Below are 21,645 nucleotides of genomic sequence, written 5' to 3'. Positions count from 1 at the left end.
ATCGACGACGCCTCAGACCGTCTCGACCTCCAGGACGTGCGATCGACCAGTGAGATGGGCGACGGAAACTTCGGATGCGCCGCAGGCGCGGGCCGTGTGTTCGGCACGGTCGCGCAAGGTCTTTGCGGCGGAAATTCGGGTGAGGACGGGCTCGGCCTCCACCATGCGATCGAGCGCCGTCCGCGCCTCGGCCGACCAGGGCACCGTGTCGTGGCGGCGCGCCGGCGTCGGCGTCACCCGGTCGAGGTCGGCGCCGAGCGGCAGGATCGCGAACAGCGCGTCGAACAGCGCGTTGCAGACCTCCTGCACGAGGTAGGTCGCGCCGGCATAGCCCATGAACGGCGTGCCGGTGTGCCGCCGGATGATGGCGCCGGGGAAGGAGGCCGGGATGTAGATCGCGCGCCCGCCCGCCTCGGCGAGATACATGCGCTCATTGTAGGAACCGAAGAGGACCAGCGGCGGCGTCTCGCGGATGGCTTTGCGCACCGCCTCGTTGTCGGGCTTCACGCCGGCGGTCCGCGCGAACGCGAAGTGGCACGGGAGGCCCATGTCGCCTTCGAGGAAATGGCGCACGCCGCGCGCATAGGTCTCGGTCGCGACGATGCCGAAGCTCGCGGTGCCGAAGAAGTCCTGCGTCACCGAGCGCCACAGATCCCAGAGCGGCTTGATGGTGGTGTGCTTCTCGCGCGCGATGAACGGCTCCGGGTCGAGCCCGAGCATCTCGCCGAGCGTGCGCAGGAAGCGCGTCGTCGAGGTCAGCCCGATGGGCGCCTGGAGGTAGGGCCGCTCCAGCGTCTCGCACAGGAGTCGGCCGAACTCGCGATAGAGGCAGACGTTCGCGTCCGCCTCAGCAAGCTGGCGAATGTCGGCGAGGTGACTGCCGAGCGGGAAGGTCATATTCACCTCGGCGCCGATGCCCTCGACGAGGCGGCGGATTTCGGCGAGGTCGCTCGGACAATTGAAGGTGCCGTACATCGCGCCGATGATGTTGACCTTCGGCCGCGCCCCCTCCTTGCGCGGCTTCGCGGCCGGGACCTTCTTCGGCCCGAACTGCGTCCACAGCCACTTCAGCGCGCGGTCGGCGCTCTGCCACTGGTCCTCGTCGATCGTGCGCGGCAGGAAGCGCGCGATGGTGGTGCCCTCGGGCGTGACGCCGCCGCCGATCATCTCGGCGATCGAGCCTGTCACGACGACCGACGGCAGATCCGGGTCGAGCGTGTCCCAGGCGCGCTTCATCGCCGCCTCGGTGCCGGTCTTGCCGAGCTCCTCCTCGCCGAGCCCGGTCACCACGATCGGCAACTCGTGCGGCGGCAGCGCGTCGGTGTAGTGGAGCACCGAGGTGACCGGCAGGTTCTCGCAGCCGACCGGACCGTCGACGATGACCTGCAACCCCTTCACGGCGGTGAAGGCGTAGACGGCGCCCCAATAGCCGCCGGCGCGGTCGTGATCGAGGATCAACATCCGACCGCCTCCTCGCTCTTGGCCGCCGCGGCCCGCTGCTTCGCGAACTTCGCCTTGAATTGCGGACGGTCGGCGGGGACTTCCTGCCAGACCCCGGCCGCGTGGCCGGTGCCGACGCCGTCGAAGAAGGCGGTCATCGCGGCGAAGCGGTCTTTGTTGGCGAGCGCCGCGTTGACGACGCTCGCGAGGGAGCCCGCCCCTGCGACACCCATCAGCGGCCGCGCCGAGATGAGGTTCGTGAAGTAGAGGGCCGGGATCGAGCGCGCCTTCGCGTGCTGCACGACGGGGGTCGTGCCGATCGCAAGGTCGGGCGCGAACGCGTCGACCGCCGCGAGGTCGTTCTCAAGCGAGGCGCGGTAGATGACCGTGACGCCGCGCGCCTCGAGCCACGCACGGTCCGGCTCGGACCAGGGCGTCCGCGGACAGGCCGTGCCGACATAGGGAATTTCCGCTCCGCTCTCGACGAGAAGCCGCGCCACCAGGAGCTCGGACCCCTCATAGCCCGACAGCGTGATGCGCCCGTTGATCGGGGTCCGGCCGAGCGCCGCCCGGATCGCGCCGACCGCGGCGTCCTTCGCCGCGCCCGTCTGGGCCGCCGCGATCCCGCAGGCGGCGCCGACGGCGTCGAGCCAGTCCGCCGTGCCGTCGACGCCGACGGGGGCGGAGGCGACGACCGCGCGACCCGCCGCCTCGAACTCGCGGATCGAGGCCTTGTAGAAGGGATGGATCGCGGCGACGGCGGCGCAGTCGAGCGCGGCATAGAGTTCGCGCCATTCGCGCGTCGGGACCACGGGGCCGGCCGCAAGTCCCATCGGCGCCAGCATCGCGGCGATGCCGACCGGATCGGCAGGGAACATCTCGCCGAGGAGCGTTACCGTCGGCAGGTCGGTGCGCTGGCGCGGCGGGGCGACGGGGCCGGCCTCCGCCTCGCATCGGGCATAGTGGAGCATCGCGCCGGCGAGGACGTCCTTCGCCTCGGCGTGGGTCGGCACGCCGAAGCCCGGCACGTCGATCCCGACGATCCGCACGCCGTTGATCTCCTTCGGCAACAGCTGCAAGGGCACGCCGGACGCGGTCGGAACGCACAGATTCGTCACCACGATCGCGTCATACTGGTCGGGGTCGGCGATCGCGAAGACCGCCTCGCGCATGTCCTCGAAGAGCTTGCCGGTGACGAGGCTGCCCGAATCGAACGGGACGTAGCCGACGGTCCGCTTCGCGCCATAGAAGTGCGAGGTGAAGGTGAGGCCGTAGACGCAGCAGGCCGAGCCGGAGAGGATCGTCGCGGTGCGCCGCATCCTGAGCCCCACCCGCAGCGAGCCGAATGCCGGACACATCGATTGCGGCTGGTCGTGCGGCCCCTTGGGATAGTCCTCGGCATAGCGCGCGAGGACGTCGGACTTGCCGGCCGCCTCCGCCGCCTCCCGCAGGGTCGCGGCCCCGGCGTGACAGCCCGCGCCCTCCTCGGCGGGCGGGCCCTCCGCGCGCGGCGCATCCGCCTCCGGGGTGGCGCTGCCGTTTCGCTGGCGATCGAGGCGGCTCAGCAGATCCATCGGTCAGGCCCCGTCGTAGATCACTTCGAGGGAGCGCTTCTCGACATAGTCGACGCCGCGCATATCGGCCTGGCTCGCCGGCTGGAGGCGCACGTTCGCCCCCGTGTCGTCGGCCGAGAAGAGGCCGAGGAGACCGTCCGAGGAGAGCGGCGTCGGGTGCACCGGCGGCGCTTCGGCGACGTTCTTCGCCAGCGCCTCGAACAGCGAGGCCCAGGGGCTGCCCGGCCGGCCGACGATCTGGTAGTTCGCTGATTTGCGGCGGATATCCTCGTTGGCCGGGATCGCCGCCAGCACCGGAATGCCGACCGCCTCGGCGAACGCCGCCGCCTCGCCCGTGCCGTCATCCTTGTTCACGACGAGACCGGCGACACCGACATTGCCGCCGAGCTTGCGGAAATATTCGACCGCCGAGCAGACGTTGTTCGCGACGTAGAGGGACTGGAGATCGTTCGAGCCGACGACGATCACCTTCTGGCACATGTCGCGCGCGATCGGCAGGCCGAAGCCGCCGCACACCACGTCTCCCAGGAAGTCGAGGAGCACATAGTCGAAATCCCAGTCGTGGAAGCCGAGCTTCTCGAGCTGCTCGAAGCCGTGGATGATGCCGCGACCGCCGCAGCCACGCCCGACCTCCGGGCCGCCGAGCTCCATCGCGAACACCCCGTCGCGCTTGAAGCAGACGTCCTCGATCGTGAGGTCGTCGCCGGCGAGCTTCTTCTTGGAGGAGGTCTCGATGATCGTGGGGCACGCCTTGCCGCCGAACAGCAGCGAGGTCGTGTCCGACTTCGGATCGCAGCCGATGAGGAGCACGCGCTTGCCCTGCTGGGCCATCATGTAGCTGAGGTTCGAGAGGGTGAACGACTTGCCGATCCCGCCCTTGCCGTAGATCGCGATGATCTGTGTTTCCTTCGTCACCGGGCCGGTGGCCGGGGCGTCGGGCTCGATCGCCGCCTCCTTGCGCAGGTCCGCGTGGATCTCGGAGGCGCTGCGGGCGCCGGTGTCGTGGATGTCCATCGGCGCATCAGCTCCAGTCGAGAACCATCTTGAGACAGGCGGGATCGTCGAATGCCGTGCGGTAGGCGGTGCCGGCGTCGGTCGCGGGCGCGCTGTGCGTCAGCAACCCGTCGAGCGACAGCGTGCCGTCGGCGACGGCCCGCGCGGCGGCGGCAAGGTCGTCCGGCTGCCACTGCGCGGCGATGCGCAGCCGCGCCTCCTTCATGAAGGCGGGGGGAAAGGCGAAGCTCAGCCGCTCGGCGTAGAAGCCGGCGAGCACGATCTCACCGCCCGGCGCGAGCCGCCGGACGAGGGCGTCGAGGAGGTCGCTGTCGCCGCTGACGTCGCAGATCGTGCGGTAGTCGTGGCGCACGTCATCGGCCGGATCGAGCACCTGATAGCCTGTCGCACCGCTCCGCCGCTCAGGCCGCGTCTCCCACACCGTCGGTGCGCCGCCGTCCGCCACCGCGAGGCGCGCGAGGAGGCGCGCGAGCACGCCGTGTCCGACGATGAGGTCCGGCAGCGGGCCACCGGCAAGGGCGTGGCGCGCAGTCGCCGCGAGGGCGAGAAGCACCGCCTCGGCGCCGAGCGAGGGGTCGACCGGGATCACCCGGTCGCCGGCGGCGACCAGCGTGCCGGCCGTCGCGCCGAAGAGGCAGCGCGCCTCGGTGAAGCATCGCGCGCCCGGAACGAACACCGTCTCCCCCACCCGCCGGCCCGATTGGGGCGCGGCGTGGGTGACGATGCCGACCGATTCGTAGCCGGGAACGAGCGGATAGCCGAGGCCGGGAAAGGGCGGCATCCGGCCCGACCAGAGCAGCCGCTCCGTTCCCGTGCTGATGCCGGAGTGAAGGACATCGACCACCACGTCCGAAGCGCCCGGCTCGGCAAGTTCGAGATCGCGGAGCGCGATGCCGAAGGGGCTCTCTATGATGACGGCGGCGGTCTGCATGGTGTTGCCGCTCCTTATGCGGAGCGTGTCCTCCCCATATCCAAGTGTCATTCTAGATTTACATTCTTAAGTGTCAATTCGTCTTTACAATCGAACCGGGACTTTCGCCGTCACGACGCGCGTCGCGATCGGATTCCGGTCGCGAAGACAACGCACTGAACGGAATCCGGCAGTGGTGAGAAGGTTGGACAGTTCGGCAATCGTGCGCGGCCGGCCGGTGCCCATGGCGAGGAGATAGAGGGCGAAATAGCTCGCGATTCCCGGCGCGGCCGCGGCCCCGGCGGTCGGTTCGGCGATCACCACGGTCCCGCCCGGCGGCAGCGCCGCGAAGACATTGCGCAGGAGCGCCAGCGCGACCGCATCGTCGTGGTCGTGGACGATCCGCACGAGGGACACGATGTCGGCGCCCTCGGGGAGAGCGTCGCGGACGAAATCGGCGCCGATTGCGTCGACCCGCCCGCCGAGCCCCGCGTCGTCGATCCGCTCCCGCGCCCGCGCCGCGACCGGCGGCAGGTCCACCACCGTCACGCGAAGGGCCGGATATCGCTCGGCCGCCGCGATCGCGAACACCCCCTCCCCGCCGCCGACGTCGACGAGGTGGCGGTGGCGGCCGAACTTGTAGGCGGCGAGGATCTCGGGCGCGAGGAAGCTCTGCGAGGCCGCCATCAGGCGGCTATAGGGGGCGACGCTGTCGGCGGCGATGGCGCCCGGCGCGGCGGCCCCCGCATAAGGCCAGAACGCGCCCATCGCCTCGCTCGTCCCGCGCTTCAGGAGCGCGACGGGGTCGGCGAGCTCTCGGTAGAAGAGGTCGTGGTGGCGGATCATCGCGATGAGGCCGGCATTGCCGAAGAGCGCCGCACCCCGGCGGCCGATCCCCCACCGGCCGCCGCTGCGCCGCTCGACGAGCCGCATCGGCTCCGCCGCGAGGAGGAGGAGATCCGTCGACCGCTCGGGCAGGCCGAGCCGGCGGGCGAGATCGCCGACCGTCAGCGGCCCCTCCATGAGGGTCTCGAAGAGACGCAGGCGCACCGCGGCGGTGAGGACCTGCGCGTAGACGAAGCCCGCCGCGACGTCGAACATCGCCCGCGACTCGCGCCGCGAGATGGCGCGCCCGAGCATCGTGCCGCCCGCCCAGCGCAGGAACGCCGGATCGCTGAGGACACGGTCGCGGAGGCGGCGGATCCGGTCGCCGACCGACAGGGCGCGGCCGGGGATCTCGGCCGCCTCCCCCATGCCCGCCCTCACGCTGCGCGCCGCGACAGCCCCTTCGGGAGAAAGCGCTGCGACTGGGCCGCGAGCAGCGCCCTCAGCGCGTGCGCGCCGGGACAGTCCGGAATGGCCGCGACACCGGCGGCGACGAGGCCCTCCACGCGCTCGATCGCGCCGCGCAGGCCAAGCTCGGTCACCGCGCTCGGCCGCCCGAGCGCCGCGTCCCGCAGCACGGGCTTGCCGATCTCGCACGCCGTCGCCGTCGCGTCGCGGATGTCGTCCGCCACCTGGTAGGCCTCGCCGAGCGACTCCCCGATCGCGCGCCACGGCGCGGGGTCGGCACCCGCCGCCTGCGCGCCGCAGACGACGGAAGCGACGAAGAGCGAGCCGGTCTTGGCACGGTGATAGTGGCTGAGGTCGATCGCCTCCTCGCACTCCCAGGCCTGGCCCGCGACGATGCCGTTCGGCGCCCCGACCGCGCCGGCGACCGTCGCGATCAGCGCCGCCGCCCGCTCGGGCGCGACCGGAATGGTGCGCCCCAGGACCTCGAAGGCGAGGACGATCAGGGCGTCGCCGGTCAGGATCGCGAGCGGTTCGCCGAACGCGGCGTGAACTGACGGCTTCCCCCGGCGGGTGTCGGCGTCGTCGAAGGCGGGAAGGTCGTCGTGGACCAGCGATGCGCAGTGCAGGAGCTCGATCGCCACCGCGCCCGCATCGGTGAGCGTCGGGTGATCGTCGCCGCACGCATCGGCGACGGCGAGCGCGAGGCGCGGGCGGATCCGCGCGCCGCCCGGAAAGACCGCGTGGTGCATGGCCCTCCCGAGCCGCTTCGGGCCCCGCCGCTCGCCATCATGGTCCGGGCCACAGGCCACGGAGAGCGCCCGTGTCAGCGCTGCTTCGATCCTCGCCCCCGCAGGCTCCATGGCGTCCCCCATTGCATGACAAGTAATATTGACACTATTATTCGTAAATAAAATTGGACACTGACGCCGGAAATTGTCAACCGGCATCGGAGGTCGCCTTGAGGCGGGATCGGGTCGTCGTCGTGGGCTCCGGAATCGGCGGGTTGTCGAGCGCCGTGGAGCTTGCCGCGCGCGGCGCCGACGTCACCGTGCTCGAACGGGCCGCGACCGTCGGCGGCAAGATGCGGCGGATCACGATCGAGGGCCGGCCGATCGACGCCGGGCCGACGGTGCTGACGATGAAGTGGGTGTTCGACGCCCTCTTCGCGGCCGCCGGCGCCTCCTTCGACGCGGCGGTCTCGCTGAGACGCCTCCCGGTGATCTCCCGCAACGTGTGGGATGGCCAATCCCATCTCGACCTGCACGAGGACGTCGACGCCACGGCGGACGCGATCGCGCAATTCGCCGGCGCGGCGGAGGCGGCCGGCTATCGCCGCTTCTGCGCCGACACCGCCGAGATGTTCCGGATCGCGAAGGAGCCGTTCCTCCTGTCCGACCGGTCGACGCCGACCCTCTTCGCCTCGCGCGAGGGGCTTGCGACGCTCGGCAAGCTGAAGGCGCTCGAGACGATGTGGAGCGGGCTCGGCAAATATTTCCGCGACGCGCGGATGCGCCAGCTCTTCGGCCGCTACGCCACCTATGTCGGGGCATCCCCCTTCGAGACGACCGCGACGATGATGCTGATCGCCCACGTCGAGCGCGAGGGCTGCTGGTCGGTGGATGGCGGCATCTGGAGCGTCGCGAAGGCGCTCGCCGACCTCGCGGTCCGGCATGGGGCAACCATCCGCTGCAACGCGCACGTCGCAGAGATCACCACGGACGCGCGCGGCGTGACGGGCGTGCGGCTCGCGAACGGTGAGCCGATCGCGGCGGACGCCGTCGTCAGCAACGCCGACATCTCGGCTTTCGGGACGGGCCTCTTCGGCCCCGGCGCGCGATCGGCGGTGCCGCCGGTGCGCCGCGGGCAACGCTCTTTGTCAGGGCTGACGATGGCCTTCCTCGCCCGTCCGGAAGGGTTCCGGCCGTCGCGCCACACGGTCTTCTTCGGTGCCGACTATCGCGCCGAGTTCAAGGACCTTTTCCATCGGCGGCGGCTCCCCGACGCGCCGACCGTCTACCTCTGCGCGCAGGACCGGGACACCGGCGCGGACGCCTCCCCCGAGGACGAGCGCTTCCTCGTCGTCATCAACGCCCCCGCCACCGCCGACCAGCGCACCCTGCCACGAGCGGAGATCGAGGAATGCCAGACACGAGCCTTCGCGCTGATGGCGCGCTGCGGTTTGACGCTCACCGTCCGTCCGGACCGGATGGTCACGACAACGCCGAGCGCCTTCGCGACGATGTTTCCGGCGAGCGGCGGCGCGCTCTACGGCAAGGCGATGCACGGGTGGGCGGCGGCGATGGGCCGTCCCCCGGCGCGCACGAAGGTGCCCGGCCTCTATATCGTGGGCGGCGGGGCCCATCCGGGTCCGGGGGTGCCGATGGTGGCGCTCTCCGGCCGGAAGGCCGCCGCCGCGATCCTCTCGGACTTTACTTCGCAGCCGCGGTTCCGCCCGGTGGTTATCGCTGGTGGTATGTCGACGCGCTGAGCGATGACGGACGGCACGCCCTCACGCTGATCGCCTTCATCGGCAGCGTCTTTTCCCCCTATTATCGCGCCGCCGGCCGCGCTCTCCCGCTCGACCACAGCGCCTTCAATCTCTGCCTCTATGGCAGCGCGCCCCGCTGGACGATGACCGAACGCGGGGCGGCGGCCGTGACGCGCGGCGACGATCACCTCGCGATCGGCCCGAGCAGCCTCAGATGGGAGGGCGACGCCCTCGTCGCCCGCGTCGAGGAGCGCGCGACGCCGATCCCCCGCCGCGCCGAGGGGACGATCCGAATCATCCCGGAGTCCGCCAACCCGCACCCCTTCGCGCTGTCCAAGGACGGCGCCCACGTCTGGCATCCGACGGCCCCCACCGCCCGCATCGAGGTACGGATGCGCGCTCCGGCAGTGTCCTGGTCGGGCCGGGCCTATCTCGACATGAACTGGGGGGACGCGCCCTTGGAGGCGGGGTTCCGGCGCTGGCACTGGTCGCGCAGCCACCTCGGCAAACGGTGCGTGGTCTTCTACGAGGCGGTCGGCCGGGACGGTGGCTCCAGCGACCTCGCCGTCCGCTTCGACGCGGCGGGCCGTGCGGAGGCGATCGAGCCGCCGCCCGTGCGCCACCTTCGCCGCACCAACTGGCTCCTGCCGCGCCGCACCCGCTCCGACGACCCGGACGGGGCGCGCATCACGCGCACGCTGGAGGACACGCCCTTCTACACCCGCAGCATCGTCGGGATGCGCCTCTTCGGGGAGGCGGCCGAGACCATTCACGAGAGCGTCGATCTCGACCGTTTCGCGAGCCGCTGGGTGCAGGCCCTCCTCCCCTACCGGATGCCGCGCCGCCCGACCTGATCGCGCGACTCCTCCCCGCTCGGCCGCGTTGCGGCCTCAAGGGCCTTGCGTCGCGCGATCGTCCGCCGGATCGACCAGAGCTGATAGAAGGCGATGGCGAGGACGATGCCGAAGACCAGCCCCATCTCGACGAGCGCCGCCGCGCCGGATCCGATGCCCGCGTCCACCGGCCCGCCCCCTCGCCGCTAGGCCGATCGGCGCTGGGGCGCGTTCAGCTGCCAGACCGCGAAATTCAGCGCCCCGGCGAACGTGACCCAGGCGAGATAGGGCAGGAGCAGCAGCGCCGCGTCGGTGCGCAGCGGCCAGAAGGTGAGGATCGTGCCGAGGATGGCGAGCCACAGGAAGATCAGCTCGCCGAACGCGAGGTCCGGCCGCCGCATGCCGAAGAAGATCGCCGACCAGCACCCGTTCAGGATGAGCTGCAGCGCGTAGAAGGCCATCGCGACGGTGATGTCGCCCGGTCCCCCATATTGCCAGACGAGATAGCCCGCGAACGCGTTCGCGGCATAGAGGAGGCTCCACGCGGGCCCGAACAGCCAGTTCGGCGGGGTCCATGAGGGCTTTCGCAGCGTCTCGTACCAGCGGCCGGGACGGAAGATGCCGCCGGTGGCGGCGGCCGCGCAATTGACCGCGATGAACACCAGCAGCGCCGGCCAGTTCTCGATCATGCTCAAAGGAACGCTCCTTCCGTCCTGCCCCGATGTGGGCGTCGGCCGCGGCCGGTCACCGGACCGCGAAGGCCCTCGTGTAAATTAGGCGTGACAGTCCGCGCGTCCATCCGTCCAACCGCGTCAGGCGGAGGCCGCTTCGGGAACGCGCACACCGATCTCGCCCGCGAAGCGCTCGATGACCGAGGCGATCGCGCGCGCGTCCTCCTCGTGCGCGAGGTGGCCGAGACGGGGCAGCGTCACCACCCGCGCATCGGGGATCCGGCGCGCCGCCTCGAACGCGCCGGCCGGCGGGACGGCACGGTCCCCGACCGTCGCGACGAGCAGCACCTCCGGCTTCAGGCGGGGGAAATCGTCCTGCAGGCCGGCGAGGTCCCAGCCCGCCATCATCGAGAGCGCCCCCGCGACGTGGCCCGGACACGTGAGGAGGCGCTGATAGTAGGCGACGCCTTCGGCATCGAGCGGCGAGCCGGTGCTCGCGAGCAGCTTCGCAACCCGCCGCGGGTCGCGGGCGCTCGCCGAAAAGATGCGCGGCGCGAGCGGATTGACGAAGAGCGCCTTCGCCATCATCGAGAAGAGCGGCCCCGCCGCGCCGCGATAGGGCCGCAGCGCCGCGTTGAGGCCGACGATGCCGGCCGGCACGATCGACCGGTCGATCGCCATCCTGAGCCCGATCGCCGCCCCCGCCGAGTGCCCGACGACGAGCGCCGGCTCGACCTCCAGATGCGCCACCAGGCGGCCGACGAGCCGCGCCATCACCCCCAGCGAAAGGCCGACACCGCGCGGCGTCGCGGTGAAGCCGTGCCCCGGCAGATCCGGCGCGACGACGGTGAAATGCGCGGCGAGAAGCGGCGCGAGGCCCCGCCAGGAGTGGGTCGACGCCCCCGTCCCGTGCAGAAGGAGGCAGACCGGGCCCGCCCCGCCCGTCTGGACGTGCCAGCGCATCCCGCCCGCGTCACAGAAGCGGCTCCAGTCGCGCAGCGGCCAGTTTTTCCCCTCGACCGCCCAATCTGGTTTGGCGAAATCGAACATGGCGGATGATGCGGCAGCCCCCCACTGGCGAACAAGATGACAGGACAACAAGACACTCCATAGTGTCAATTCTTGTTGACGTTGACGGCGAAGGACGGGACAATCCCGATCGCTCGCAACGGAACTCACATGGACCAGCGCGCCACACCCCCGACGCCGGACGCCTTCACCAGCGCGGCCGATCACGCCGAGCCGTGCGCCACCAAGGCGGGTCGCCGCGGTGGCCACCGGCCCGCCGCGCCGAAGGCGGAGCGGCGGACGGCCTACCCTTTCTCCGCGATCGCCGGCCAGGATGAGATGAAGCTCGGGCTGATGATCGTCGCCGTCGATCCGACCGTCGGCGGCATCCTCGTTTTCGGCGACCGGGGGACCGGCAAATCGACCGCCGTGCGCGGCCTTGCGGGGCTGCTGCCGCCGATGCAGGCGGTCGAGGGATGCCGCTACAATTGCGCGCCCACGGGGGACACCTGCGTCGAAGGCTGCCGGCTGAAGGCGGCGAGGCGCACCACGACCCGCGCCGTCCCGGTGCCGGTGGTGGACCTGCCGCTCGGCGCGACGGAGGACCGGGTGGTCGGGGCGATCGACCTCGAACGGGCGCTCACCTGTGGCGAGAAGGTGTTCGAGCCGGGCCTCCTCGCCCGCGCCCATCGCGGCTTCCTCTATATCGACGAGGCGAACCTCCTGGAGGACCACCTCGTGGACCTCCTCCTCGACGTCGCCGCCTCCGGCGAGAATGTCGTGGAGCGCGAGGGTCTCAGCATCCGCCATCCCGCCCGCTTCGTGCTCATCGGGAGCGGCAATCCCGAGGAGGGCGAGCTGCGCCCGCAGCTCCTCGACCGATTCGGCCTCAGCGTCGACGTGAAGACGCCGCAGGACCTCGCGACGCGGGTGACGGTCGTGCGCCGGCGCGACGCGTTCGAGCGCGACCGCGAGGCCTTCGCCGCGACCTGGAAGGACGCGGACGCCGCACTCGCGCGCAACCTCGCCGCCGCGCGCAAGCGGCTCGCGAGGATTGCCGTGCCGGACAGCGCGGTCGAGCGCGCCGCCCAGCTTTGCCTCGCGCTCGGCACCGACGGGTTGCGCGGCGAGCTGACCCTCATCCGCGCCGCCCGCGCCGTCGCGGCGCTCGACGGCGCCGGCGCGGTCGGGGATGACGAGATCCGCCGCGTCGCGCCGATGACGCTGCGCCATCGCCTCCGCCGTGACCCGCTGGACGAGACCGGCTCGACGGCCCGCGTCGACCGCGCCATCGCCGAGATCTTCGGGCCGTGACAACGCGCGCTGGCGGCGCTGCGGAGGTGCGCCCCGTCGACCTCGCCGCCCTCGCCGCCGACATTCTGGCGGTGGATTGGATCGGCCTCGGCGGCATCCACCTCGTCGCGCGGGCGGGTCCGTCGCGTGATCGCTGGCTCGCAGCGCTCGCGGCGCGGCTCCCGCGGGGCGTGCCCTTACGCAAGATCCCGGCAACGGTCGGCGCGGACCGGCTGGTCGGCGGGCTGGACCTTTCCGAGACCCTCCGGTGCGGCGTGCCCGTCCGCGAGCGGGGCATCCTCGGCGGGCTCGATGGCGGCCTCGCCCTCCTCGCGATGGCCGAGCGGCAGCCGCCGGAGACGACGGCGATCATCGCGAGCGCGCTCGACACCGGCGCTGTCGCCGTGGAGCGGGACGGCTTTGCCGCGCGGATCCCCGCGCGCTTCGGCGCGGTCGCCCTCGACGAGGGGATCGGCGAGGGCGAAGGCCTCGGTGCCGCGCTCCGCGACCGCCTGGCGCTCCACCTCGACCTCAATGATCCCGCCATCGGTGCCGCCGACGCGCCGCCGGCCGACCCGGCGCGCCTCGCAAGCGCTCGGAGGCGGCTTCCGACGATCGCGGTGAGCGACGAGATCACGGAGGCCGTCGCGAGCCTCGCCTTCGCCTTCGGGATCGCCTCGCTGAGGGCCCCGCTCCACGCGCTGTGCGTCGCACGGGTGCTCGCCGCACTCGCGGGCCGGGACGCGGTGAGCGAGGCGGATGTCGGCCTCGCAACCCGGCTCGTCCTCCTGCCACGGGCGACGCAGATCCCAGACCGCGCCCTCCCGGAAGACGCGCCCGCCGACACGGAGCCGCCCGACGAGGCGGCACCCGAGGCGAACGATGGCGCGCCCGAGCCGCCGTCCGATCGCGAGATGGCCGAGCGCGACACCCCGCCTGCCCCCTCGGATGCGGAGCAGCTCGTCGAGGCCGTGCTCTCCGCACTGCCGCGAGGTCTCCTCGACGCTCTCGACCGCGCCGTCGGCCGCGCGGCGGCGGCGGCCTCGCGCGGGACGGGCGCCACCCAGGCCTCGGGCCTGCGCGGCCGGCCGACCGGCACACGGTCCGGCCGACCCCGCGAGCGAACACGGCTCGCCCTCGTCGACACGCTTCGCGCGGCCGCGCCGTGGCAACCCATCCGCCGCGCAGGCGCGCCCCCGACCCTCGGCCCGACGCGCCTGATCGTCCGGCCGGAAGACTTCCGCATCCGCCGCTACAAGGACCGGCGGGAGAGCGTCACGATCTTCCTCGTCGACGCGTCCGGCTCGATGGCGGCGGCGCGGCTGGCCGAGGCCAAGGGCGCGATCGGGCGCATGTTCGCCGAATCCTACTCGCGGCGGGCGAACGTCGCCCTCATCGCCTTTCGCGGCGCGGAGGCCGAGACCATCGTCCCCCCCACCCGCTCCCTGACGCGCGCCAACCGCCTCCTCGGCGGCCTGCCGGGCGGCGGGGGAACGCCGCTCGCCGCCGGCCTCGAGGCCGCACGCCTCGTCTGCGACGAGGTCACGCGCAAAGGGCGCACGCCCTCCGTCGTGATCCTGAGCGACGGCCGCGCCAATGTCGGCCGTGACGGAACCCCGGGTCGCGCGCGGGCGCACGAAGACGCGGTCGCCGCCGCGCGAACGCTGCGTGCCCATGGCATCGGCGCCCTCTTCGTCGACACCGCCCGCCGCCCGGGCGAGGAGGCCCACGCCATCGCCGAGGCCGCCGCCGCCCGCTATCTGTGGCTCCCCGACATGCGCGACTGGCATCCCCTGCAGGGCGGCGACGATCCCCGGAGCAGTGCCGGGCAGCGGGTTCAGCCGCGCTAGCGGAGCGCGTCGACGACGAGGGCGGAGGCCTGGGGAATGCTCGCGCCGGCTCGGCTCGTTGAGGTGGAAGCCGGGGAACGGCGCCCATTCGTCGAGGACATGCATCAGCCGTCTATCGGCCAGATAGGGCGCCGCGATCGTCTCCAGCATGGCGGCGATCCCGAGGCGACCGATGGCCGCGCTCAGCCGAAGGCCGCCGCCGCTGAAGACGACCCGTCCGGTTGGGGCCCACGCGGATCTCCTTCCCGTCCTTGCTGAAGCGCCAGGGGCTCAATGCGCGGCTTCGGGGTGGACGATGCCAAGGTGGCCGAGATCGTCGAGGCCTATCGCGAGGACGCGCCGGCGATGGCGCCGTCCGACACACTCTTCGCCGTCTGCTCCGAAGTGCAGTTCCGCGTGCCGCTCGCCCATGTCGCCGAGATGAAGTCGGCAACACCCGGCCGGGCGCGGGCCTGGATGGTCAATCTTACCTAGACGTTTCCGGCGATGGGCGGCGTTCTCGGCGCGCCGCACGCGGTCGACTTCCCGATCGTCTTCGGGACGATGGACGCGGCCGGGGCAACGATCGGCGCAGGTGAGTCGGACCCGGCGAAGGCGCTCAACATGATGAGCGCCTTCGCCGCCTCCGCCCGCACCGGCAACCCGAACACCGACCGCCTCCCTGCCTGGGCACCCTACGACGCCGAGACGCGAACCTCGATGCTGATCAACGCGACCCCGACGGCCGCTCGCGACTGGCGCGGCGCTGCCCGCGAAGCCCTCGCCGATCTCCGGATCGCCCCCTTCAACCGCGCCGCACTCTACGGATACGAAGCGCAGGAGGCGCGGGCGAAGTCCCGAATGGGGTACGCTTTCTGGCGTATTGGGGCGTGACTTCTGAGGTGCTGGGTTGGGCTGGCGCCGACTCCATCGCTCTCCGTACCGGACGGGCAATCAGCACGCTGAGTCGAGCGTTTCGATGGCGCGCGCAAGGTCCCTGGTCGTTGCGCCGCCGGCGAAGCCATTCGTGACCGGTTCGAGGCAGGACACGGCCTCGACTTTTCGACCGGACTCGATCAGCAGGCGCGCGAGTGAGGTTGCCGCGCGCAGCTCCCAGGAGCGCGCACGGTGTTCGCGTGCCGTGTCGAGTGCCTCGCGGAACAGGCGTTCGGCGCGAGCGCTTTCCTCGACATCGGAGGAAAGAGCGAGCTCTCCCTGGAGACGCAGGCATTCGGGCAGCATGTAGCGATCGCCGGTTTCGCGGCAATGCGCGATGTTGAGGACGTTCAGTGCGGCGGCCTCCTCCACGCGGCCGAGGCCGGTGAGGCCCCGCACGATCCAGCTTCGGAACATCGCGTTGCACACGCGTCCGCCGCTCTCGTTCCAGAAGTCGTTGCCGCGACGCAGAAGCGCGTGCCCGGTCTCGTATTCGCCGCGCTGGACGAGCGCTCCCCCGCGCCATTGCATGACCATGACCCGCTCCGAGAACGGCCCGAGCGCTTCGTCCGTCACGATCGCCTGCGCCTCGTCGCAGAAGGCGAGCAGGCGGTCGATCTCGTCGAGATAGAGGAGGCTCGTCGTCCCGGCCGTGAGGGCGAAGGCGAGGTTGAAGGGGTGCCCGACCCGCCGCGCGATGTCGATCGCCTCGTCCATGCGCGCAACCGAGCGATCGGGATGGCCGCGGATCCAGTCGGCGAGGCTCCCCGCCCAGTGCTGGGCGAAGACGAGCGGATCGTGGTTCGTCAGCGCCGCCAGCCGGGAGTGGCGCGGTCCGCAATAGTGGTCGCGAAGATGGTCGGTGTGGGCAACGGCCCGATCATAGTCAGCCTCCCAGAAGGACTGGCAGCCCGCCGACATGTCGTAGACCGCGGGGAGGTCGGATTGCGGCATCTCGGACGCGACGGTCTTCAACCGCGCCAGCCACGAATGGGCCTGCGGGAAGTCCGTGCGGGTCTGGTAATGGACCCACAGCCCCCAGAGGATCGAGACGAAGGCGTCCTCGTCGCCGAACGAAGCGGCCAGCGTGAAGGCCGGCTCGAACGCCTCCGCCACCGAGGGATGCGCCCAGCCGAAGCAGGCCATCCGCGCCGTGCCGAGCGCGACGCGCAGGTCGAGCGCGAGGCGTTCCTGGTCCGCCGACGGCTGCAACGCGCCGGCCGCGACGAGCCCCAATTCCAACGCCCCCACCGCCTCCGGCAGCGCGTTGACGGCCAGCGAGCGCCGCCCGGCATCGAGATAGAGCCGCGCCGCCTCGGCGTGTTGCCCCGCCTCGGCGCGGTGCCGCGCGAGAGCGAGCACGTCCGGATCGCTCTGCCGCGCCAACGCCTCGGCCAGCTTGCCGTGGAGATTCTGCCTGGTCGCGGACAGGAGGCTGCCATAGGCGGCGTCCTGGACGAGGGCGTGCTTGAAGACATAGCGGTCCGTGTCCGCGCCGCCGCGCGGGAAGATGAGCTGGGCGTCCGTCAACTGGGCGAGCGCGTGATCGAGCGACTCGCGCGCCATCGCGAGCGCCGCGCCGAGGAGATCGGCGTCGAACTCGCGGCCGATGCAGGCCGCGGCCTGGATGACACCCCGCACCGGAGCCAGCCTGTCGAGCCGCGCCATCAGCGAATCGTGCAGCGTCGATGGCAGGCCGAGCGCCGGCAGCGGCCCGGTCAGGACATAGCGGTCGCCCCTCTCCTCGAGAAGATTGGCCTCGATCACCGATTTCGTCAGCTCTTCGACGAAGAGCGGCACGCCATCGGTCTGAACGACGATCCGTTCCAACAGCTCCGCCGGCAGCGCTTTGCCGCGCGCCACCCTCTCGGCGATCATGCGCCGGTCCCCGCGACCGAGGCGGCCGAGCGAATGGGCGGTGACGTGGCCGTACCCGGCCCAGCGGTTCGAGAATTCCGGCCGGTGCGTCACCACGATCAGAATGGGCAGGACCTCCACCCGCGGAACGAGCGCCTGCAGCGCCTCGAGGGTGGACGGGTCAATCCAGTGGACATCCTCGAACAGGATCACGACGGGCGTCTTCGCGGCGAGACGCGCGACCCGCTCGGCGAGGAACGCGACCGTCTGCTGCTTGCGCCGCTGCGGCCCCATCTCGACGGGCTCGTAGCGGTCGGTCGGCAGGCGAAGGAGGGCCGCAAAGAGCGGGGCCACCTCCTCGACGTGCTCGAACATCTCCGCGAGGTGGGTTTCGAGCTTGGCCAGACGGTCCAAAGGATCGGCCTCCAGCGACAGCCCCGCCGTCGCCTCGATCTCCGCGATCGCCGGGGCGAACGCGGCGTTGACCTCGTGCGGCGAGCACTGGAGGCGCAGGACCGTGCAATCCTCGCTCGCGAAGCCGCTGGCGACTTCGCGCAAGATCCGGCTCTTGCCGATACCGGCCTCGCCGGAGAGAAGCACGATCTGCCCTTCGCCGCCGCGAGCCTGCCGCCAGCGGTCGTTGAGCAGGCCAATCTCGTGCTCGCGCCCGACGAACTCGGTCAGCGTGCCGCCATGCAGTGCATCGAAACGGCTCTCGGTCCGGGCAATGCCCGTGACGCGCCACATCGCGACCGGTGCCGCGAACCCCTTCAGCGCCCGCTCGCCGGCGGCCTCCATCTCGAAGGACGACCCGATCAGCCGCCGCGTCCCATGGTGGATGACGACCTCCCCGCGCTCTGCTTCAGACTGAAGCCGCGCGGCGAGGTTCGGCGTCGCCCCGGCGATGGCCCCCCGTTCCGACGTCGCCGCGCTCGTGGCATCGCCGACGACGACCGGCCCGGTGGCGATGCCGACACGCGCGGCAAGCGTCCGCCCGGCAGCCTCGATGGACCGCACCGCCTCCACCGCCGCCAGACCTGCCCGGACAGCGCATTCAGCGGCGTTCTCACGCGCTTCGGGCCAACCGAAATAGGCGAGCACCCCATCACCCAGAAGCTTCGCGACGTGGCCTCCATTGTCCTTGACCGTCGCCGCGACGGCATCGTGATAGAGGCCGAGGATCGTTCGGAGGTCTTCCGGGTCGAGGGATTCCGACAACGCGGTCGAGTCGGCGAGATCACAGAACAAGACGGTCAGCTGGCGCCGCTCGGCCTCGCGCTCCGCGTCTCTCGAAGGCTCGTCCTCCGGCGCAGGGGTGGGCTTTGCCGCGATCTCAGGCGAGGGAAGGCGTTCGGCCGCCAATGCCGCCAAAAGCTTCCGTCGATGGCCGAGCGATAGGCCAAGCTCCTTGAAATCCTCGTCCTTCAACAGAAACAAGGTTTCATAGTCGACGTCGTTCTCGGCCAGGAGATCAGCGTAGCGCTCTAGTCCGAGAGTGTTCAGCCATTCTCCGAGCTTCGCCACGAGTTTGCCGTCCCCTTCGCAAAGACGCTCACTCGAACGCGAGACTAGCGGAATTTGTGGCTCCGATGAACTCTCGGCAGGGCCGCAACGGCGGCGGTTGCCGCAACGACGGGATCAAGACCCTCTTGGCGCTTGGATAGGGCCCGACTCCCGCCCCGCTCAGGACACCCTGTCTTTGAATGCTCCCCATCACGGCCGAAGCGCACTACCTGACGGTTGAGGTTAAGGCCCAGTCAGAGGACACCCGCATGCTCATCCGCGCCGGCTTTGAAATTCGGATCATGTCCGAGCGCGAAACGCCGGTGCTGCTCGCCCTCAGCGCGCATTCGACCTACGCGAACCGCATCATCGGCCAGGATTGCGTGCGCACCGACCCCTATGTGCCGACCGAGAACTACCTCGACGAGTTCGGCAACCGGCGGACCCGGCTCGTCACGCCCGCCGGTGAGCTGACGCTTTGGTCGGATTTCGTCGTGGAGGACAGCGGTCAGCCGGACCGGGTCGACTGGGGTGCGCGTCAGCACGAGATCGCGGACCTTCCGAGCGACACGCTCACCTTCCTGATGGCGAGCCGCTATTGCGAGGTGGACGAGCTCGTCGCCAAGGCGTGGGAGCTGTTCGGCGCCACGCCGCCCGGATGGGCGCGCGTCCACGCCATCTGCGACTGGGTCCACCATCACCTCGCCTTCGGCTACCGGTTCGGCCGGCCCACGAAGACCGCGGTCGACGCCATCAAGGAGTGCACCGGCGTGTGCCGCGACTTCGCGCAGCTTTCCGTCGCGCTCTGCCGCGCCATGAACATTCCCGCACGATATGCCAGCGGATATCTCGGCGATATCGGCGTTCCAAACAGCGGACCGGGTGATTTCTGTGCCTGGTTCGAGGCGTTTCTCGACGGCCAATGGTACACGTTTGACGCGCGCTACAACACGCCGCGGATCGGCCGCATCCTCATGGTGCGCGGCCGGGATGCGGCGGATGTCGCGATGATCACGTCGTTCGGAAATTACGAAATGACCCTCTTCCGGGTCTGGTGCGACCATCTCGCCGGCGAGATCTCGGACAACGAAATCCTGTCCCTCCTGGAGACACGCCCGAGGGCCGCCGCGCTCACCCTCGCTCCGACGAACGGCTTCGTCACGACCGCTTGACGCTCCGCGTCGTTGCGAACGCGAGAGGCCCGTCGGCCGGCATCGCGAAGCCTGCCAAGGACACCAGAGCGTCGAGGCGCCGCCGCGTTCGCCGTCGTCGCCGGCTGTGCCACGGGATCGCCGCGGCCCGGCCGGTCGTCATTCGCGTCGAAACTCGAAGGCCTGATGGTCCTGCGTGGAAAGGCGCAGCCGATCGAAGCCCGGCCCCTCCCCCGGATAGAATGCGGCGAGGCCGCGCGTCATGTAGTCGAGCTCTGCCAGCGGGCCGAATTCGCCGGCCGGCACGAGCGCGTAGCGGAAGGTGGCGCCGTCCACGGGCTCGAGGCTGAGCTCGGCGCCGGTCGCCTGGAACATCATGCTCAGCCCGCCGCCGGTCTGCCGCACCGTGGCCCGGCCCATGCTCGGATGAACGAAATCGCCGACGAGACTGTCCGGGGGCGGCGCGGGCTGGGCCGATGCGGGGCGCTCCAGCGCCTTCCGCGCGGCTTCGAAATTCGCCACGGCGTCGGCGTGCCCGTTTGCCACGAGGTCGATCTCGGGACTGCCGAGAATCTGCCGCAACACCCAGAAGCCGAACGAGGGCGGGAAGGACACGTTCGTCTCGTTGCTGAGGACGACGACGCCGAAATTCTGGTCCGGCACCATCCCGATGAACGAGCCGAAGCTCAGCGCGTCTCCTTCGTGCCAGACGATGTGTCCCTCGGGAGTGTCCAAGGTCATCCAGCCGGTCGCGTAGGTGATGTTGTCGGCAACGGCGACCATCGGGCGGCGCATGCGGGTCAGCCCCTCGGCGGGGACGATCACCTTGCCTTCAAACGTGCCGGTGCCGAGTTGCATGCGCACCCACCGCGCCATGTCCTCGATGTTGGAGTTGATGTTGCCGGCCCCTTCCAGGCGGTAGGGAAAGGCCTGCGAGAAGGCGCTGACCTCGACCGTGCCGTCCGGCGACCAGCGGTGACCGACGGCATGATTGGGCGCTGCCGCGATGCTCTCGGGCGAATAGGTCGTCTCGCCCATGCCGAGCGGATCGAGGAGTTCGCGCTGGAGAACCTCATTCCAGGTCGCGGCGCCGGCGGCCTCCGCCACGATGCAGCTCGCCAGGAGATGGGTGATGTTCGTGTAGGCGAAGGACGAGCGGAAGCTCGTCACCGGTTCGACGTCCTTTAGCGAGGCGATGGCCCGGTCCGCGTCGAAGCCGAGCATGATGACGAGGTCATTGGCGAGCGGTGGCATCCCGGAGCGCTGCGCGAGCAGGTCGAACACGCGGAATTCGCGCGTGACCCAAGGGTCCTTCATCTGGAAGGACGGGTAGAGATCGACGACACGGTCGTCCCACCGCAGGGCGCCGCGATCGACCATGATCGCCTGGGTGGCCGCCAGGAACGCCTTGGCGAGCGAGCCGATCTGGAAGATCGTCCTGGTGTCGACGAGGCCTTCTGCGCTCTTGCTCCGCTTGCCGAACCCCTTGGCGTAGACGAGCGTGTCGTCGGCCACGATTCCGATTGCGAGCCCCGGCAGATCGAAGAGCGCCATGCCGGCTTCGGCATAGGCCTCGATCGCCGGGACGAGGGCCTGCACCCGGTCGGCGACCGCCGTGTCGGCCGCCGACGCGAGCGGCGGCGCGATGAGGCTCGCCATCCCGGCAACCAGAAGGGTGAGACGCGATGTCCTGCGAGCCATGTTCGCCACCTTCTGTCGCGCTCGATCGATACGATCAGGCGAACGGGGATCTCCCTAGCGGAGAACGCGCGTCGACAGTGATGGGCCCGAGAGACGTGAGCAAGCCGATATTTGTGCCGCCCGCCCCTCTACCGGTGGCCCATT

General features: G+C 70.8%; 18 protein-coding genes. 7 read left to right on the top strand and 11 right to left on the bottom strand.

The features are described from left to right. Positions 1 to 12: 12 nt before the first annotated feature. The 6 genes from bchZ to DBV35_RS09545 form a co-directional block, all read right to left on the bottom strand. Entirely contained in the window at positions 13 to 1,461 is a 1,449-nt protein-coding gene (gene bchZ, locus DBV35_RS09570; RefSeq protein ID WP_108659923.1) for a chlorophyllide a reductase subunit Z, read from the bottom strand. Next, positions 1,455 to 3,014 carry a chlorophyllide a reductase subunit Y gene (gene bchY, locus DBV35_RS09565; RefSeq protein ID WP_108659922.1) on the bottom strand — a complete coding sequence of 520 codons (1,560 nt, stop codon included), beginning with the start codon at positions 3,012 to 3,014 and terminating at the stop codon, positions 1,455 to 1,457. Before bchY ends, bchZ begins: the two co-directional genes overlap by 7 nt. 3 nt (positions 3,015 to 3,017) lie before the next feature. Beyond that, positions 3,018 to 4,028 (bottom strand): chlorophyllide a reductase iron protein subunit X, encoded by a 1,011-nt coding sequence (locus DBV35_RS09560; protein WP_108659921.1) that lies wholly within the window; start codon positions 4,026 to 4,028, stop codon positions 3,018 to 3,020. Positions 4,029 to 4,035: 7 nt separating this feature from the next. Continuing rightward, positions 4,036 to 4,959 carry a chlorophyll synthesis pathway protein BchC gene (bchC, locus tag DBV35_RS09555; protein ID WP_108659920.1) on the bottom strand — a complete coding sequence of 308 codons (924 nt, stop codon included), beginning with the start codon at positions 4,957 to 4,959 and terminating at the stop codon, positions 4,036 to 4,038. 84 nt (positions 4,960 to 5,043) lie between these two features. Continuing rightward, positions 5,044 to 6,192, bottom strand: coding sequence for a methyltransferase (locus DBV35_RS09550; protein WP_108659919.1), 1,149 nt, complete (start codon positions 6,190 to 6,192; stop codon positions 5,044 to 5,046). A gap of 8 nt (positions 6,193 to 6,200) precedes the next feature. Then, complete coding sequence (locus tag DBV35_RS09545) at positions 6,201 to 7,091, bottom strand: polyprenyl synthetase family protein (RefSeq protein WP_108660647.1); 891 nt, start codon at positions 7,089 to 7,091, stop codon at positions 6,201 to 6,203. A 98-nt stretch (positions 7,092 to 7,189) separates the two neighbouring features. Here DBV35_RS09545 and crtD point away from each other — a divergent pair, with 98 nt between their 5' ends. After that, the gene (gene crtD / locus DBV35_RS09540; protein ID WP_108659918.1) at positions 7,190 to 8,719 is read left to right on the top strand and encodes a 1-hydroxycarotenoid 3,4-desaturase CrtD; all 1,530 of its coding nucleotides are present in this window, start codon (positions 7,190 to 7,192) and stop codon (positions 8,717 to 8,719) included. A gap of 143 nt (positions 8,720 to 8,862) precedes the next feature. Continuing rightward, positions 8,863 to 9,573 (top strand): carotenoid 1,2-hydratase, encoded by a 711-nt coding sequence (locus DBV35_RS09535; RefSeq protein WP_205648531.1) that lies wholly within the window; start codon positions 8,863 to 8,865, stop codon positions 9,571 to 9,573. On the opposite strand, the gene DBV35_RS09530 is transcribed toward DBV35_RS09535, so the two are convergent. The 3 genes from DBV35_RS09530 to bchO form a co-directional block, all read right to left on the bottom strand. Beyond that, positions 9,546 to 9,740 (bottom strand): hypothetical protein, encoded by a 195-nt coding sequence (locus DBV35_RS09530; RefSeq protein WP_108659917.1) that lies wholly within the window; start codon positions 9,738 to 9,740, stop codon positions 9,546 to 9,548. The genes DBV35_RS09535 and DBV35_RS09530 overlap by 28 nt on opposite strands. 18 nt (positions 9,741 to 9,758) lie before the next feature. Continuing rightward, on the bottom strand, positions 9,759 to 10,241 hold the full coding sequence (locus tag DBV35_RS09525) for a TspO/MBR family protein (protein WP_108660645.1): 483 nt from the start codon (positions 10,239 to 10,241) through the stop codon (positions 9,759 to 9,761). A gap of 123 nt (positions 10,242 to 10,364) precedes the next feature. Further along, positions 10,365 to 11,273, bottom strand: a complete 909-nt coding sequence (gene bchO / locus DBV35_RS09520) for an alpha/beta fold hydrolase BchO (RefSeq protein WP_108659916.1) — start codon at positions 11,271 to 11,273, stop codon at positions 10,365 to 10,367. Positions 11,274 to 11,570: 297 nt separating this feature from the next. Between bchO and DBV35_RS09515 the strand changes: the two genes are divergently transcribed. The 4 genes from DBV35_RS09515 to DBV35_RS09500 all read left to right on the top strand — a co-directional run bounded on the left by DBV35_RS09515 (position 11,571) and on the right by DBV35_RS09500 (position 15,247). Then, entirely contained in the window at positions 11,571 to 12,545 is a 975-nt protein-coding gene (locus DBV35_RS09515) for a magnesium chelatase ATPase subunit I (RefSeq protein ID WP_245943935.1), read from the top strand. Continuing rightward, positions 12,542 to 14,374 (top strand): magnesium chelatase subunit D, encoded by a 1,833-nt coding sequence (locus tag DBV35_RS09510; protein WP_205648530.1) that lies wholly within the window; start codon positions 12,542 to 12,544, stop codon positions 14,372 to 14,374. The genes DBV35_RS09515 and DBV35_RS09510 overlap by 4 nt, the downstream gene beginning before the upstream one ends. A 273-nt stretch (positions 14,375 to 14,647) precedes the next feature. Then, positions 14,648 to 14,848 carry a hypothetical protein gene (locus DBV35_RS09505; RefSeq protein ID WP_108659913.1) on the top strand — a complete coding sequence of 67 codons (201 nt, stop codon included), beginning with the start codon at positions 14,648 to 14,650 and terminating at the stop codon, positions 14,846 to 14,848. A gap of 12 nt (positions 14,849 to 14,860) precedes the next feature. Continuing rightward, on the top strand, positions 14,861 to 15,247 hold the full coding sequence (locus DBV35_RS09500; RefSeq protein WP_108659912.1) for a carboxylesterase family protein: 387 nt from the start codon (positions 14,861 to 14,863) through the stop codon (positions 15,245 to 15,247). A gap of 60 nt (positions 15,248 to 15,307) precedes the next feature. On the opposite strand, the gene DBV35_RS09495 is transcribed toward DBV35_RS09500, so the two are convergent. Further along, positions 15,308 to 18,670 (bottom strand): AAA family ATPase, encoded by a 3,363-nt coding sequence (locus DBV35_RS09495; RefSeq protein WP_108659911.1) that lies wholly within the window; start codon positions 18,668 to 18,670, stop codon positions 15,308 to 15,310. A gap of 248 nt (positions 18,671 to 18,918) precedes the next feature. Between DBV35_RS09495 and DBV35_RS09490 the strand changes: the two genes are divergently transcribed. Next, positions 18,919 to 19,821, top strand: coding sequence for a transglutaminase-like domain-containing protein (locus DBV35_RS09490; protein WP_108659910.1), 903 nt, complete (start codon positions 18,919 to 18,921; stop codon positions 19,819 to 19,821). Between the two features lie 138 nt (positions 19,822 to 19,959). Here the strand turns inward: DBV35_RS09490 and DBV35_RS09485 are convergent, their stop codons facing one another. Then, positions 19,960 to 21,501: a serine hydrolase domain-containing protein gene (locus DBV35_RS09485; protein WP_157961653.1), complete on the bottom strand. Its 1,542-nt coding sequence runs from the start codon at positions 21,499 to 21,501 to the stop codon at positions 19,960 to 19,962. Positions 21,502 to 21,645: the final 144 nt, after the last annotated feature.

The sequence above is a fragment of the Acuticoccus kandeliae genome, assembly GCF_003073115.1.
The sequence above is the reverse complement of the archived record's forward strand: the minus strand, read 5'-3'. Positions and strand labels throughout refer to the sequence as shown.